The sequence below is a fragment of the Chromobacterium sp. FG22 genome (genome assembly GCF_057809415.1).
In genome coordinates this window covers 26496-41279 of record NZ_JBMDJX010000034.1, presented here as the reverse complement: position 1 = coordinate 41279, position 14784 = coordinate 26496, and the positions used below count along the sequence as shown (strand labels likewise).

Below are 14784 nucleotides of genomic sequence, written 5' to 3'. Positions count from 1 at the left end.
GATCAGGGCGTTCATGCCAGCACCTCCACGGCGAAACCGGCGGCGGTGCGATGAAACACGGCGCGACGGCCTTGGGCCACCAGCAGCGCAGACAAAGCGCGGGCTTCGGCCTCGGAAGGCAGTACAGAAACAGGCGTGGTAACGGCAGGGAACAGACGGAACAGGGCGATGGAAATCTTGGGCATGGTTGCCTCCTTACTGAGCGTAATGCCCGTCCCCGCTGCTAAACGGGGATGGCGGGCGCATGGCGGGGTTAGCAGACCGGCAGTAAGGGACCGGCAGCCCGAAGGCTCCCCGCCACGGGCCGCCATAGAAAAGGACGCACCAATGGCGTTTAACGGACGCAAAAAATGCCGCATATGGCGGCTATCCGCCTTACTGTTCGAGCTGCTAAACCCGGTCGCTGTTTTGAATGCGACGTAAAGATGGTGCAGCAATTGAGCGGGCTTGTCAATTCGCTGGCGGGGGTGGGCAATCAGGGTCGCGCATTTCATCGGGGGTGATATTTCTAAAGCGTGGGGCGGAGTCATCGGGAATGGGGCCGGGTATTAGCGGGCATTTTATTAAAGTCGCCATTCAATATTAAATAAGTGAATTAAATCCATTTCAGCCGACGCTATTTAAGGTCGATTGCAGGGGGGCATGGCCCGCCGGCCGGCGAGCCATGGTGCTTAGCCCAGGACGCGATGCCGCACGCGGCCGGGCGTCACGATCAGCGCTTGCCGAGGCGAGGGCGATAGGCCCGGCAAGGTGCGCAGCCGCTCCGGCGGAATCCGCGCGCCGCCGTGGATGGGCTGGGCCAGGGTCATCGGCTCGCCTTCCAGCGTTTTGTACTGGTGGCAGCAGTCATCGTTGCTGCAGTTGTAGTAAATCTCCTTGGTCGCGGCGCTGAGCATGCGGCTGGTCCGCACCCGCGACACCGCGCCGCATAAGGGGCAAGGGAAGGCCATGGTTCAATCTCCTTCAGTCGACGATTTCAACGGCGTCAATCAGCACGCAGGCGGCGAGGTTTTCGACGACGTAGGCATCGTGGCTGGAATGGTAGAACTCCACCCGGTTTAGCGACGGCTCTTCGTGGTAGTGGTAGCGGGTGGCGTGTTGGTTGAAGTACAGCGACAGGTTGTCCAGCCGGGTAATCAAGATGCTGTCGCCGGGGAAGAAGGCGGCCGTCGCCGCTTGCAGCCCGCCCAGGCGCTGTTTGTGAAACACCAGGTCGTCCTGGGGATTCGCGTCGCAGACCGCATCCGGCAGCAAGTCCGCGCCCACCAGCACCACCAGGCCGGGATCATCGCGCCACGCCGGCGCCATCCGCTGCTTGAGCGCATAGCGCACCAGGCGATGCAGCGAGCGGAAGCGTTCGCTCTCGCCGATGCGGGCGCCCTCGATCCAGTTTTGCGGCGCTTGCTCGCGGATCTGCTGCAGCCAACCGATATTGACGTCTTCCAACAGCGGATGGCTGTCCCGGTTCGAGTTCGGCGCGCGCTGCAGACCGTGGAAACCGATCATGATGCGGTCCAGCAGCATGCGGCGTTCCAGCGCCTGACGCGCGCGGGCTTCAAAGCCGGCCGGGGTCTGGCTCTCGCTCCACCAGGCGTCCAGCGTGTCGTAACTGAAGGCGGCGTCGAAGTTGGTTTGCTGGCAGTGGTACTGCGCCGGCCGCCAGGTCTTGCCGGCAGGCTGGCGTTCATGGCGCTGGATGTCGACGGTGGCCGCCAAGGTGCCGGCGAGATCGAAGTGCTTGGCCTGCCCGCGGATCTCGGAGACGCCGAGCAGGTTGATGGCGGACAGCAGCCGGCTGCGGGCCTTCAGCGCGTTGAGGCGGGCTTGCGCCGCTTGGGGCGTGGGGGTGGCGTACAGGCTGTCCTGGGCGCGGTACTGCTCCAGCGCGTGGTAGTAGTGGTCGATGAACTGGTTCAGCGCGTGGCGGGTGGGGTTCTGCATGTGTCGTCTCGGTTAGCGGTTGATCAGGGCTTGGTACTGCGCGTCGCGCTGGGCTTGGTATCGCTGTTGGGCAATCACGTTGTGTTGCTGTAGCGGCGGGGTGGCCAACGGCGGCAGCGGCTGGTTCAAGCGGGCGAGCAGGGTGTCCGGGGCCGCCGGGGCCGCGCTGCATAGCGTCTGCTGCAGCGCGCCGGGCTTGAGCACGGCATAGACTTGCTCTTCTTCGCGGTGCCAGTCGGCACTGCCGAACACGCGCTCGATGCAGGCCGGCGGCGCTTGGGTCAGCAACAGCGTCAGCACCGGCAGTTGCTCGCCCCACTGGGGCAGGTGATCGTCGAGCACCGCGTCCCAGTACTGGCGCTGCAGCGCGTCGCGCGCCTCGGCCAGCGCCTTGCGCTGCTCGAACAGCGCTTCATGCTGGATCTCGGCTTGAATCTTCTCTTCCTCGGCGATCTTCAGCGTTTCCTCGGCCAATTCCAGGTTGGCCATCTCCTTGTGCTTCAACTCGCGCACCGCCTTGGTGGGAATGCCCAAGGTCGAGCGCATCGCCTGGCGGCAATCCTTGCGCGCCTGCTCGGCCTCCATGCGCAGCGCGGCGGCGGTGTGCTCGCGGCGGGTGGTTTGGCTGGTCAACTGCTGCCAGGCGTCGAGCGCGTGTTCGAAGGCGCTCTGGCGTTCGGCCAGCTCGGCCACGGCCGCGGCGAGACGGGTTTGGGTGGTGGGGTTCTGGATATGCATGGTCTGAGTCCGGGAAGTTGCGGGGTTAAGCGCGGCGGGCCGCGATGCGTGCCGCCATCCAGCTCTCGATTTCAGAGGACAGCCAGGCCACGCTCTTGCCGCCCAGCGGCACCGGAGCCGGGAAACGGCCCTGCTTGATGGCGTCGTACACCGACGAGCGGGACAGGCCGCAAGTGGCGATGACTTCCGGCAAGCGCAGAAAGCGCAGCGGTTGAGGAGAGGGCGAAGCGGCAACAGCGGTCATGAAGCGTCCTTGTCGGTTGAGGTGGATATCAGTGGATGGCATCGGATACGCCGATCAGCGAACGCAGTATTTCAGAAATGACAAACCGGGTTTGGGGGTTGGGTTGTGCCGCGCTCCCACACAACAAAAAAATTTGAAATGCCAAAAAATCGCGGATTTTGCTATTGACGGTGGGCGGGAAAACAAGGAACGCGGGCGCAAAATGGCCCGCCATGGAACAGCATCGGACGGCGGTGGACGGGCTAGGACGGACTCAGCGGCAAGGAAACGGGGGACAGCGGGAAAACGCGAAGCGGGGACGGTCAGCGAACAGGGCGACTGCATGCATAGCGTGCATGAAAACGCATGAATCCGGGCAGGGGGACAAGGGTGCGCCAGGCCATACGGCAAGGGCCTGGCACGGGTTCATGCAGCTGCATGATTAGCGGCCCATGAAGTGCGGGGGCGAGGCGGGGCTTCGATAGCGCGCGCTGGGTGTAGCTGGTAAGGAATGGATTTACGAGGGTCAAATGGGTTGTATTGACCGCAGGCCTACCAGGGCGAGCCCACTATTGCATAAAAGCTAATCAAGCGTGTGCTGCTATATTACTTTTTCTTATTGTTTGAAATTAATTTAGCCGCATCAATCTGCGTCTGGACAAAATCAGACCATGCTTGCAAGACTGTTTTCCGCTGCTCAGCATACTCGGCACGGTTGTAAACCCCTTTAATTCCGACGATTTTGTGGGCTAGTGCCTTTTCAATTGCGTCGGACGGATAGCCCATTTCATGTAAATGCGTGGATGCCGTGCGGCGGAAGTCATGTAGGACGAAATGCTGCACATCCAGCGATAGTGAGTTCACTGCTTGATTGAGCGTGCTCCGGCCAATCGGCCTATCTTCACGGCTACGACTGCTCGGGAAAAGAAACTTGGAATGTCCTGCCAAAATCTTTAGTTCTTGCAGCATTTCCAATGCTTGGCGGGATAGGTACACCCGATGGGGCTTGTTTTTCTTCATCCGCTCAGCGGGGATGTCCCATATCCCAGCATCCAAATCAAATTCAGACCAAGTCGCTTGAATCAGTTCGCTCTTTCTAACCATGGTGATGGCTAACAGGTGCAGTGCCAGACGTAGAGATCGGCGGACATCTGATTGGTACACGGCCCGTAGTACTTGGCCGATTTCCTCGCCTGATAGCACCCGGTCGCGGCTTTCTTCCACTGCGATAAAGCGGGCCACCAAAGCTGCGGCAGGGTTGGTTTCCGCTAGTTGTCGTGCGATCGCATAGTCGTACATGCGCTTAAGTGCGTTGCGCGTAACAAGGGCCATCTTTGGGGCTCCGCGGGCCTTGATCCGGTCGCAAAGCTCCAGCACGTCAGACGGCTTCACTTCCATCAGCGGCATGCCCCCTAACCAAGGTAATACGTCCTTGTCCATGATCCGGCGCATCGTCTTCTGATAGCTGCCTGATTTTCCCTCTAGCTGCTCTTCCAACCAATTGTCGGCGAAGGCCGCAACCGTATTGAGCCGTTCCACTTTGGCCGCTTGGACTGCTCGCTTAGGGGACTCTCCATGAGCTACTAGCTCTGCCCATGCATCCCGCTGCTTGCGTGCAGCTTTCAAGCTGATTTCTGGGTAAGGCCCAATAGTCAAAGTCGGCTGCCGAACCCCATGCAATTGATAACGATAGCGCCAGACCTTGGTACCGCTAGGCATCACTTCCAGCAGCAAGCCACCCGAGTCCGTGATCCGGTAGCGAGCATCTTTTGGCTTCAATGCATTGATACGGGCATCGGTCAGTAGTTTGGTAGCTCTTGGCATAGTCTCCCCTTTGGTACACGCTCGAAATCAAAGGTACACGATAGTGGCTATAAGCCTTGCTCTATGTAGGTTCCAAAATTTATGCGCGAAATTTGGCAAATAAACCCCGGAAAAACGGAGTTGATTCTGTATAAATATCAAAATAAAATCATTTGTAAGTCATTGAAATGTATTGGATTTATTGTTTTTGGTACACATAAATAGGTGTTGAAATTTGTGTGCCAAATTTACATGACAATGTATTTATAATTTGATCTTGAGGATAGGAAAAGCCGTTGGTCTAGGTACACATAAAAACCTACACTATCGAGTGTGTGCCTAAGTGTGTACCTAAAGCCATCGGCTGTCTATGGATGTTGCTGGATGCTACTGGACGAAAGAATGTAGCAATAGCAATGGTTGTGAGGGGTTTTTTGGATGCTACTGGATGTCGTCGGACATCCAGTTATTTGCCGATGCAGAAGCGGCTGAAGATCACGCCCAGCAGATCGTCGGCGCTGAATTCGCCGGTGATCTCGGACAGCGCGTTCTGCGCCATGCGCAATTCCTCGGCGAAGATTTCCACTTGTTCCCAATCCGCGTGGGCCAGTTCCAGGTGTTCGGCGGCGCGGCGGATGGCGTCCAGGTGGCGCTGGCGCGCCAGGAACACGCCTTCGCCGCCGCCGCTGTAACCTATCATCTCCAGCAGCTTGGCCTTGAGCAGCTCCACGCCGGCGTGGGTGCGCGCGGACAGGCGCACCAGCGGGTGGCCGTCTTCATCGGCCAGGCCCGGCGCTTCGCCGGACAGGTCCACCTTGTTGAACACGTGCACGCGCGGCAGCGCCGCCGGCAGCCGTTGCAGGATGGCCTGCACCTCGCCGGTCAGGCCGTCGCGGCTGTCCGCCAGCACCAGGGCCAGGTCCGCGCGCTCCACCGCCTGCCAGGTGCGTTCTATGCCTATCTTCTCCACCACGTCGTCGGTGTCGCGCAGGCCGGCGGTGTCGATGATGTGCACCGGCACGCCGTCGATGACGATCTCCTCGCGCACGGTGTCGCGGGTGGTGCCGGCGATGTCGGTCACGATGGCGATGTCGTCGCCGGCCAGCGCGTTCATCAGGCTGGATTTGCCGACATTGGGCTGGCCCACCAGCACCACGTGCATGCCCTCGCGCAGGATGGCGCCCTGCTTGGCGGTGGCCTGCACCTGCACCAGCCGGCCGCGCAGCCGTTCAAGCTTGCCCAGCGCGTCCGCCTGCTTGAGGAAGTCGATTTCTTCCTCCGGGAAGTCCAGTGTCGCCTCCACCAGCATGCGCAGGGTGATCAGCTCGTCCACCAGTACGTGGATTTCCTTGGAGAAGGCGCCCTTCAGCGATTTGAGCGCGCTCTTGGCCGCGGTTTCGCTGCTGGCGTCGATCAAGTCCGCCACGCTTTCCGCCTGGGCCAGGTCCAGCTTGTCGTTGAGGAAGGCGCGCTTGGTGAATTCGCCCGGTTCCGCCAGCCGCGCGCCCAGCTCCACGCAGCGCGCCAGCAGCATTTTCAGCACCACCGGCCCGCCATGGCCTTGCAGCTCGATCACGTCCTCGCCGGTGAAGCTGTTGGGGCCGGGGAAGTAGAGCAGCAGGCCGTTGTCCAGCGGCTGGCCGTGGGCGTCGACGAAATCGGTGTACAGCGCATAGCGCGGCTTGGGCGTTTTGCCGCCGCTGACGGCGGCGGCGAAGGGCAGCAAATCCTTGCCGGACACGCGGATCACGCCGACGCCGCCGCGGCCGGGTGCGGTGGCGATGGCGCAGATGGTGGCGGGGGTGTAGCTAAGGCTCATGGGCATTCCTTGGAATCTGGGCCGCGGCCCCCGCGCGGCGGGGCGTCGTGGCGAGTACGCTTCAATTATCCAGCAAAAAACCCGGCCATGCGGCCGGGTTTGGGGTTCAGAGCGCGCGGGGCAATCAGGATTGCAGCGCGGCCTTGCTTTTCTTCTCTATGCTCTTGTTGATCTGCCACTGCTGGGCCATCGACAAGATGTTGTTGACCACGTAGTACAGCACCAGGCCGGACGGGAAGAAGAAGAACATCACCGAGAAGGCCACCGGCATGATCTTCATCATCTTGGCCTGCATCGGGTCCGCCGGCGGCGGGTTCAGGAAGGTCTGCAGGAACATGGTGGCCGCCATGATCACCGGCAGCACATAGAACGGGTCCGGGCGGGCCAAGTCGGTGTACCATAGGATCCACGGCGCCTGGCGCAGCTCAACCGAAGCCAACAGCGCCCAGTACAGGCCGATGAACACCGGGATCTGGATCAGCATGGGCAGGCAGCCGCCCAGCGGATTCACCTTCTCGGACTTGTACATCTCCATCACCGCCTGCTGGAACTTCATGCGGTCGTCGCCGTACTGCTCCTTCATGCGCTCAAGACGCGGCGCCAGCGCCTTCATCTTGGCCATGGAGCGGTAGGACGCGGCGGTCAGCGGGTAGAAGATGGCCTTGACGGTCAGGGTCAGCAGCACAATGGCCCAGCCCCAGTTCTGCACCAGCAGGTGCAGCTTGGTCAGCAGCCAGAACAGCGGGGAGGCGAAGATGTGGAAGATGCCGAAGTCCTTGGCGTATTCCATGCCGTCCGCCAGCTTGCTGATCACATCGTACTCTTCCGGGCCGGCGAACAGCGGCACCGACACGCTCAGGCTCTGGCCCGGGGCGATGGTGGCGTAATCCACCAGCGCGGCGGCGGAGTTCAGGCCGTTGCTCTGCTTCAGCTCAAAGCGGCAGGACTTGTCGTCCTTGCACACGCTGGCGCCGTCCAGCGGCTTCAGAATCCACGCGGACATGAAGTAGTGCTGGATCATCGCCACCCAGCCGTCGCTGCCGGTCTTGGCGTAATCGCCCTTGCCCTTGGCCAGATCGTCGAAGCTCACCTTCTGGAATTTGTTTTCCGAGGTGTACACCGCCGGGCCGGTGAAGGTGTGGGCCAGGCGGCCTTCGCCTTCCGGCGTTTGGCTGTCGCGCAGCAGGCGGTAGTAAGCGGTGGCGGCCAGCGGGGCGGCGCCGCCGTTGGCGATGTCGTAACGCACGCCGATCTTGTAGCTGCCCTTGGTGAAGGTGTAGATCTTGCTTACCTTCACGCCATTGGCTTCCGGCGCGGTCAGCTTCACTTCCAGCTTGTCGCCGGAGAGCTCGTAGCTGGTTTTTTCCGCGGTGAACACGGTTTTGTGGGTGGGCAGCGCAGGGTTGCTGGCGGCCACCAGGCCGGTTTGCGCCACATAGACGCGGCCGTTCCGGTCCGTCAGCAGATCAAGCGGCTTTTTGCTGTCCACGGCGGAATCGTGCTTCAACAGCGTCAGCTGGCGCAGATCGCCGCCCACGGTGTCGATTTCCGCTTTCAGCACATCGGTGTTCACCGTGATGCGCTGGCCGGAAGTCAGCTTGTTGGAATCCACCGGCTGGGCGTTGTGGGACGCGCTGTTGGCGGCCTGCTGCTGCGTGGCGGCCTGTTTTTGCGCGGCCACCTGCTGCGGCGTCGGCTTGGGCGCGAAAAACTCCTGCCAACCTAGCAGGATGCCCAGGGACAGCATGATGAAGATTATGAGGCGCTTGGAATCCATCTCTCGATACCGGATTTAAGTTCAGGGAACTGGGTCGTAGCCGCTGCCGCCCCAGGGGTGGCAACGTCCGATGCGTCTGGCGGCCAGCCAGCCGCCCTTGAGTGCGCCGTGCTTTTTCATGGCCTCGATCGCGTAGCTGGAACAGGTGGGCTGGAAGCGGCAACGCGGTGCCAGCCACGGGCTGATAGCCAGCTGGTAAAAACGGATCAGGAGGATGAAGAGGCGCGACATCGTGCCAGTTTAGCAAACAGAGAAGACAAAGCCGTGATCACTTCAGTTCGCTCGGCGCGCGTAAAAGGCACCTTGGCGCGGACCACGAAGTCCATGTCCGGCAGCGTTTGCCGGTTCAGGCGGAACCACTCGCGCACCGTGCGCTTGATGTAATTGCGACGCACGGCCCGCTTGTGGACCTTGCGGCCCACCACCAGGCCCAGCCGCGCGTGCCCCAATTCATTGGGCCGGGCCGATACCTGGAACGTGGCGTTGCTGCGCGACATCCGCAAACTAAAAACGGATGAGAACTCATCCGTTTTTAATAGCCGGTGCGCACGGCGAAAGCGGTAAGCCGACAAAGGCTTATACGGCCAGACGCTTGCGGCCTTTGGAACGACGGGCTGCGATCACTGCGCGGCCGCCGCGGGTCTTCATGCGGACCAGAAAGCCGTGGGTGCGTTTACGACGGGTATTGGAGGGCTGGTAAGTACGCTTCATGATTGGAATTCCTGTTTCGAAACGGAAATAAACGCGTGATTTGACAGGATAAACGCCGGTTTGTCAATGAGGAATTTTCTAAGCACCTGTGGATAACTTTGAGAAAAACCGTTAGAATGCCAAGGCTTACCGTTCCGAGTCCGCTGCGCAATTATTGAACGCGCGCCGGGGCGGAACGCCAACCCAGAGAAGCACTGCCAAAATTCAGCCCCACCCACTGGAGCAACGCGCGCCCGCGCAAGCGCGGCGCGTGCCGGATCCAGGAATTTTGCCAGCGGTTCTCGGGGGCCGCCCCGTCCATGCCTGGCCCGCCTTGCGGCCCGGCGATGCGCGGAACGCGGCCCTTGAATCATGCCGAACACACGTCGTCCGCCCCAAGCGCGGGGCGCGGCGGCTTCTCCCGCCGCTTGGCCTTAAAGCCGACAGCGGGTTTTTCGCTTTTACTTGCGTATATGTAATGACCGAACTGGATCAATTTTGGCCTGGCTGCCTGGCCCGCCTGGAGGCCGAACTGTCTTCGCAACAGTTCAATACCTGGATCAAGCCGCTATCGGCCGAAACCACGGAAGAGGGCATCGCGCTGTTTGCGCCCAACCGCTTCATCATGCAGTTCATCAAGGACCGCTTCCTGGCGCGTATTGAAGAACTGGCGGTGGAGCTGGTGGGGGAATGCCTGGTGGAACTGCGCCTGGGCGCGCCCGCCGGCCGTCCGGCCGCCGCGCCCGCGGTGATGCCGGCCAAAGCCAAGCCCGCGCCCAGCGTGCCGACGCCCAGCGCGCCGTCCCAGGCCAAGCAGGCCGCGGTCAAAGCCATTGGCGGCAGCCACGAAAGCACCCGGCTCAACCCCTCGTTCACCTTCGACACCCTGGTGACCGGTAAGGGCAACCAGCTGGCGCGCGCCGCGGCCATGCAGATTGCGGAAAACCCGGGCGACCAGGCCTACAACCCGCTGTTTGTTTACGGCGGCGTGGGCCTGGGTAAGACCCACTTGATCCAGGCCATCGGCAATCACGTGTTCCAAAAGAACCCGCAAGCCAAGATCCGCTACATCCACGCCGAACGCTATGTGGCCGACATCATGCGCGCCTACCAGCACAAGGCCTTTGACGAATTCAAGCGTTACTACCACTCGCTGGACCTGCTGCTGATCGACGATATCCAGTTCTTCGCCGGCAAGAACCGCACCCAGGAAGAATTCTTCTACGCCTTCAACGCGCTGATCGAGGGCGGCAAGCAGGTGATCATGACCTGCGACAGCTACCCCAAGCAGATAGAAGGCATGGAAGAGCGGCTGATCTCCCGCTTCTCCTGGGGCCTGACCGTGGAAATCCAGCCGCCGGAGCTGGAAATGCGCGTGGCCATTCTGATGAAAAAGGCCGAGGCGGACAGCATCAAGCTGGACCACAACGTGGCCTTCTTCATTGCCCAGAACGTGCGCTCCAACGTGCGCGAACTGGAAGGCGCGCTCAAGCGCGTGGTGGCTTACGCCCGCTTCACCAATCAGAACATCTCGCTGGAACTGGTCAAGGAAGCGCTCAAGGACATCCTGGCCGCCGGCAACCGCCAAGTGACCGTGGACGCCATCCAGAAAACCGTGGCCGAGTACTACAAGATCAAGCTGTCCGACATGCACAGCAAAAAGCGCAGCCGCGACATCGCCCGGCCGCGCCAGGTGGCGATGGCGCTGGCCAAGGAACTGACCCAGCTGTCCCTGCCCAATATCGGCGACGCCTTTGGCGGCCGCGACCACACCACCGTGCTGCACGCGTGCAAGACCATTGCCGAAATGCGCGGCAACGACGCCGATATCGCTCACGATTACGACACGCTGCTGGCCATGCTGCGTAACTAAGACCATGAAGCCTAACTTGAACCGACTCACAAACACCCAACGGGAGCCCGCCCCATGCTGATCCTGCAAGCCGAACGCGATGCCCTGCTCAAGCCACTGCTGGCAGTCACCGGCATTGTCGAGCGTCGTCACACCCTGCCCATCCTGTCCAATGTGCTGATAGAGAAAAAGGGCGGACAAGTGGGCTTCCTGGCCACGGACCTGGAAATCCAGATCACCACCGCCAGCAGCGACGAATTGCCGGGCGAAGACTTCCGCCTGACCACCTCCGCCAAGAAGCTGCAGGACATCCTGCGCGCCATCCCGGGCAACGCAACCGTGACCCTGGAACAACTGGACGGCGGCCGCCTGACCCTGAAAGCCGGCAAGAGCCGCTTCAACCTGCAAACCCTGCCGGCAGACGACTTCCCGCTGTTGTCCGTGGGCAGCGCCAGCGACTCCAGCTTCAGCCTGAGCCAGCGCGAACTCAAGCGCCTGATCTCCCAGGTGCAATACGCGATGGCGGTGCAGGACATCCGCTACTACCTGAACGGCCTGCTGATGCAGACCGACGGCAACCAGGTGCGCCTGGTGGCCACCGACGGCCACCGCCTGGCCTTTGCCAGCGCGGACGTGGAAGCCAACCTGCCCAAGTCCGAAGTGATCCTGCCGCGCAAGACCATCATCGAACTGTACAAGCTGCTGCAGGACATCGACGACCCGATCAATATCGAAGTGCTGGCCAACCAGGTGCGCTTCAGCTTCGGCTCCACCGTCATCATCAGCAAAGTGGTGGACGGCAAGTTCCCGGACTACAACCGCGTCATCCCGCTGGACAACGACAAGATCTTCTTGATTGAACGTCTGGAATTCCTGCACGCCTTGCAGCGCGCCGCCATTCTGGCCAACGAGAAATTCCGCGGCGTGCGCCTGGTGCTCAAGCCCGGCTCCATGTCCATTCTCTGCACCAATAGCGAGCAGGAAGAAGCGGAAGAAGAACTGGAAATCGCCTACCAGGGCGGCGAGCTGGAAATCGGCTTCAACATCAACTACCTGATGGACGTGCTGACCAACCTGCCGGCGGACACCCTGCAACTGGCCTTTGGCGATTCCAACCGCAGCACCCTGGTGACCATACCGGACGTCAGCAACTTCAAATACATCGTCATGCCCATGCGGATTTGACGTCGGCCGCCACCCGGCAGCCCGCCGGCGGCGGAGGCCCCGCCCCCGCCCCGGCAAACGGATTTTCAGATTGACCGGCAGAGGCCGGCCGCGCGGCGCCAGGAGTCACTCCCGGCCCGCCCGGCCCCTCTCCATACAGAAAGCAGCAGATGAGCGAACAGGAATACGGCGCGGATAGCATCAAAGTCCTCAAAGGATTGGATGCGGTACGCAAACGCCCCGGCATGTATATTGGCGACACCTCGGACGGCACCGGCTTGCACCACATGGTGTTTGAAGTGCTGGACAACGCCATTGACGAAGCGCTGGCCGGCCATGCCGACACCATCAAGGTCATCATCAACCCCGACAACTCCATCACCGTGGAAGACAACGGCCGGGGCATCCCCACCGACATCCACCCGGAAGAAGGGCGATCGGCGGCGGAAGTGATCATGACCATCCTGCACGCCGGCGGCAAATTCGACAGCAACAGCTACAAGATCTCCGGCGGCCTGCACGGCGTGGGCGTCTCCGTTGTGAATGCGCTGTCCGACTGGCTGCGTCTGAAAATCTGGCGCGACGGCAAAGTCCATGAAATGGAATTCCGCCGCGGCGACGCCGTGGCTCCGCTCACCGTCACCGGCCACACCAACCACCGCGGCACCGAAGTGACCTTCCGCGCCAGCGAAGAAACCTTCGGCCTGGTGGAGTTTCACTTCGACATCCTGGCCAAGCGCATCCGCGAACTGTCCTTCCTGAACCAGGGCGTGGGCATCAACCTGATAGACAAGCGCAGCGGCAAGGAAGAAAGCTTCGCCTTCTCCGGCGGCGTGGCGGGCTTCGTGGAATACATGAACCGCAACAAGAACGTGCTGCACCCCAAGGTGTTTTACGGCCTGGGTGAAAAAGACGGCATGACCGTGGAAGTGGCGATGCAGTGGAACGACTCCTACCAGGAAAGCGTCCAGTGCTTCACCAACAACATCCCCCAGCGCGACGGCGGCACCCATATGACCGCGCTGCGCCAGGTGATGACCCGCACGCTGAACCAGTACATTGAAGAGAGCGAAGTGGCCAAAAAGGCCAAGGTGGACACCACCGGCGACGACATGCGCGAAGGCTTGACCTGCGTGCTGTCTGTCAAACTGCCGGACCCCAAGTTCTCCAGCCAGACCAAGGACAAACTGGTCTCCAGCGAAATTGGCCCGGTGGTCAATGAAGTGATCAGCGAAGCGCTGAAAACCTATCTGCTGGAACACCCCAACGACGCCAAGATCATCTGCGGTAAGATCGTGGAAGCCGCCCGCGCCCGTGAAGCCGCGCGCAAGGCCCGCGAAATCACCCGCCGCAAAGGCATCATGGACGGCCTGGGCCTGCCCGGCAAACTGGCGGACTGCCAGGAAAAAGACCCCACCCAGTGCGAACTGTACCTGGTGGAGGGTGACTCCGCCGGCGGCTCCGCCAAACAAGGCCGCGACCGCAAATTCCAGGCCATCCTGCCGCTGAAGGGCAAGATCCTGAACGTGGAACGCGCCCGCTTCGACAAAATGCTGCAAAGCCAGGAAGTGGCCACCCTGATCACCGCCATGGGCTGCGGCATTGGCAAGGACGAGTACAACCCGGACAAACTGCGCTACCACCGCATCATCATCATGACCGATGCCGACGTGGACGGCGCCCACATCCGCACCCTGCTGCTCACCTTCTTCTACCGCCAAATGAACGAACTGGTGGAGCGCGGCCACATCTACATCGCCCAGCCGCCGCTGTACAAAGCCAAAGTGGGCAAGCAAGAGCGCTACCTCAAGGACGACTCCGAGCTCAACCAGTTCCTGCTGCAACTGGCGCTGGAAAAAGCCGAACTGATCCCGGCGGAAGGCGCCGCCGCGCTGTCCGGCGACACCCTGGGCGAAATTGCCCGCCAGTTCCTGCTGACCCGCTCCGTGATTGAACGCGAAAGCCGCGTGATTGATCCGCTGGTGCTGGAAGCCATGCTCAAGACCGGCCCGCTGTCCCTCAGCAGCCAGCAAGAAGCGGACGCCGCGCTGGCCAAACTGAGCGCGCTGCTGCCGGCGGACGCCATCGAACTGCAACTGCTGCGCGATGAAAAGAACGACGGCCACCTGATCAAAATCATCCGCAAACTGCACGGCAACGTGATGGTGACGGTGATGGACCAGGACTTCTTGGAATCCGGCGACTACGCGGAAATGAAGAAAACCGGCGACATGCTCAGCGGCCTGCTGCGCGAAGGCGCCCACGTCAAACGCGGCGAAACCGTGAAACCGGTGGCGGAGTTTGGCGAAGCGCTGGACTGGCTGCTGGCGGAAGTGAAGAAGGGCATGAACATCCAGCGCTATAAGGGCCTGGGCGAGATGAACCCGGAACAGCTGTGGGAAACCACCATGGACCCCACCGTGCGCCGCCTGCTGAAGGTGCGCATTGAAGACGTGATGAGCGCGGACGACGTGTTCACCACCCTGATGGGCGACGAAGTGGAACCGCGCCGGAACTTCATCGAGGGCAATGCCTTGATTGCGCGGAATATCGACGTGTAAGGATGTAGGATCCCACGAATGTCTAGCGCATCTAGATTTTGGGGATTCTCTTTGCTTGCTCACTAGCAAAAGGCCCCCAGACCAGGGGGCCTTTTTGAGCTTTGCGAATACTCGCCTGCCTAAGTAAGAAAGAGCCTGCAGCTATTAAGTACAAACATGCTTGTACTTTTTGAATACCCGGTCGTGCCATCTCCTTCATACGACCAAAAAAAATTA

14 protein-coding genes are annotated in these 14784 nt (G+C 61.1%); 3 read left to right on the top strand and 11 right to left on the bottom strand.

The annotated features are described in order from the left end of the window. Positions 1 to 11: 11 nt before the first annotated feature. The 11 genes from ACODSD_RS22330 to rpmH all read right to left on the bottom strand — a co-directional run bounded on the left by ACODSD_RS22330 (position 12) and on the right by rpmH (position 9012). Positions 12 to 185 carry a hypothetical protein gene (locus ACODSD_RS22330; RefSeq protein WP_488878366.1) on the bottom strand — a complete coding sequence of 58 codons (174 nt, stop codon included), beginning with the start codon at positions 183 to 185 and terminating at the stop codon, positions 12 to 14. Positions 186 to 671: 486 nt separating this feature from the next. Continuing rightward, positions 672 to 950: an Ogr/Delta-like zinc finger protein gene (locus tag ACODSD_RS22325; RefSeq protein WP_488878365.1), complete on the bottom strand. Its 279-nt coding sequence runs from the start codon at positions 948 to 950 to the stop codon at positions 672 to 674. Between the two features lie 13 nt (positions 951 to 963). Further along, complete coding sequence (locus ACODSD_RS22320; RefSeq protein ID WP_488878364.1) at positions 964 to 1941, bottom strand: P2 family phage major capsid protein; 978 nt, start codon at positions 1939 to 1941, stop codon at positions 964 to 966. Positions 1942 to 1953: 12 nt separating this feature from the next. Further along, a complete protein-coding gene (locus tag ACODSD_RS22315; RefSeq protein WP_488878363.1) occupies positions 1954 to 2679 on the bottom strand; it encodes a hypothetical protein in 726 nt (241 codons plus the stop codon). A 25-nt stretch (positions 2680 to 2704) separates the two neighbouring features. Beyond that, entirely contained in the window at positions 2705 to 2923 is a 219-nt protein-coding gene (locus tag ACODSD_RS22310; protein ID WP_488878362.1) for an AlpA family transcriptional regulator, read from the bottom strand. Positions 2924 to 3508: 585 nt separating this feature from the next. Continuing rightward, a complete protein-coding gene (locus ACODSD_RS22305) occupies positions 3509 to 4726 on the bottom strand; it encodes a tyrosine-type recombinase/integrase (RefSeq protein ID WP_446024521.1) in 1218 nt (405 codons plus the stop codon). A gap of 445 nt (positions 4727 to 5171) precedes the next feature. Next, positions 5172 to 6524 carry a tRNA uridine-5-carboxymethylaminomethyl(34) synthesis GTPase MnmE gene (gene mnmE / locus ACODSD_RS22300; protein WP_019102217.1) on the bottom strand — a complete coding sequence of 451 codons (1353 nt, stop codon included), beginning with the start codon at positions 6522 to 6524 and terminating at the stop codon, positions 5172 to 5174. A 124-nt stretch (positions 6525 to 6648) separates the two neighbouring features. Further along, positions 6649 to 8301: a membrane protein insertase YidC gene (gene yidC / locus ACODSD_RS22295; RefSeq protein WP_227106074.1), complete on the bottom strand. Its 1653-nt coding sequence runs from the start codon at positions 8299 to 8301 to the stop codon at positions 6649 to 6651. 21 nt (positions 8302 to 8322) lie between these two features. Continuing rightward, positions 8323 to 8532: a membrane protein insertion efficiency factor YidD gene (yidD, locus tag ACODSD_RS22290; RefSeq protein ID WP_107801093.1), complete on the bottom strand. Its 210-nt coding sequence runs from the start codon at positions 8530 to 8532 to the stop codon at positions 8323 to 8325. Further along, positions 8508 to 8873, bottom strand: coding sequence for a ribonuclease P protein component (gene rnpA, locus ACODSD_RS22285; RefSeq protein ID WP_039753648.1), 366 nt, complete (start codon positions 8871 to 8873; stop codon positions 8508 to 8510). The genes yidD and rnpA overlap by 25 nt, the downstream gene beginning before the upstream one ends. 4 nt (positions 8874 to 8877) lie before the next feature. After that, positions 8878 to 9012 carry a 50S ribosomal protein L34 gene (gene rpmH / locus ACODSD_RS22280; protein ID WP_048408088.1) on the bottom strand — a complete coding sequence of 45 codons (135 nt, stop codon included), beginning with the start codon at positions 9010 to 9012 and terminating at the stop codon, positions 8878 to 8880. Positions 9013 to 9469: 457 nt separating this feature from the next. Between rpmH and dnaA the strand changes: the two genes are divergently transcribed. The 3 genes from dnaA (at position 9470) to gyrB (ending at position 14568) form a co-directional block, all read left to right on the top strand. Continuing rightward, entirely contained in the window at positions 9470 to 10864 is a 1395-nt protein-coding gene (gene dnaA, locus ACODSD_RS22275) for a chromosomal replication initiator protein DnaA (protein ID WP_107801092.1), read from the top strand. A gap of 54 nt (positions 10865 to 10918) precedes the next feature. Beyond that, positions 10919 to 12028, top strand: coding sequence for a DNA polymerase III subunit beta (dnaN, locus tag ACODSD_RS22270; protein WP_048408090.1), 1110 nt, complete (start codon positions 10919 to 10921; stop codon positions 12026 to 12028). Between the two features lie 149 nt (positions 12029 to 12177). Then, positions 12178 to 14568: a DNA topoisomerase (ATP-hydrolyzing) subunit B gene (gyrB, locus tag ACODSD_RS22265; protein WP_488878361.1), complete on the top strand. Its 2391-nt coding sequence runs from the start codon at positions 12178 to 12180 to the stop codon at positions 14566 to 14568. Positions 14569 to 14784: the final 216 nt, after the last annotated feature.

Coding starts and splice junctions, on each gene's coding strand:
- ACODSD_RS22310 (WP_488878362.1), bottom strand. CDS start 2,923: ATGACCGCTGTTGCCGCTTCGCCCTCTCCTCAACCGCTGCGCTTTCTG.
- dnaA (WP_107801092.1), top strand. CDS start 9,470: ATGACCGAACTGGATCAATTTTGGCCTGGCTGCCTGGCCCGCCTGGAG.
- ACODSD_RS22305 (WP_446024521.1), bottom strand. CDS start 4,726: ATGCCAAGAGCTACCAAACTACTGACCGATGCCCGTATCAATGCATTG.
- yidC (WP_227106074.1), bottom strand. CDS start 8,301: ATGGATTCCAAGCGCCTCATAATCTTCATCATGCTGTCCCTGGGCATC.
- rpmH (WP_048408088.1), bottom strand. CDS start 9,012: ATGAAGCGTACTTACCAGCCCTCCAATACCCGTCGTAAACGCACCCAC.
- mnmE (WP_019102217.1), bottom strand. CDS start 6,524: ATGAGCCTTAGCTACACCCCCGCCACCATCTGCGCCATCGCCACCGCA.
- ACODSD_RS22325 (WP_488878365.1), bottom strand. CDS start 950: ATGGCCTTCCCTTGCCCCTTATGCGGCGCGGTGTCGCGGGTGCGGACC.
- gyrB (WP_488878361.1), top strand. CDS start 12,178: ATGAGCGAACAGGAATACGGCGCGGATAGCATCAAAGTCCTCAAAGGA.
- ACODSD_RS22330 (WP_488878366.1), bottom strand. CDS start 185: ATGCCCAAGATTTCCATCGCCCTGTTCCGTCTGTTCCCTGCCGTTACC.
- dnaN (WP_048408090.1), top strand. CDS start 10,919: ATGCTGATCCTGCAAGCCGAACGCGATGCCCTGCTCAAGCCACTGCTG.
- ACODSD_RS22315 (WP_488878363.1), bottom strand. CDS start 2,679: ATGCATATCCAGAACCCCACCACCCAAACCCGTCTCGCCGCGGCCGTG.
- yidD (WP_107801093.1), bottom strand. CDS start 8,532: ATGTCGCGCCTCTTCATCCTCCTGATCCGTTTTTACCAGCTGGCTATC.
- ACODSD_RS22320 (WP_488878364.1), bottom strand. CDS start 1,941: ATGCAGAACCCCACCCGCCACGCGCTGAACCAGTTCATCGACCACTAC.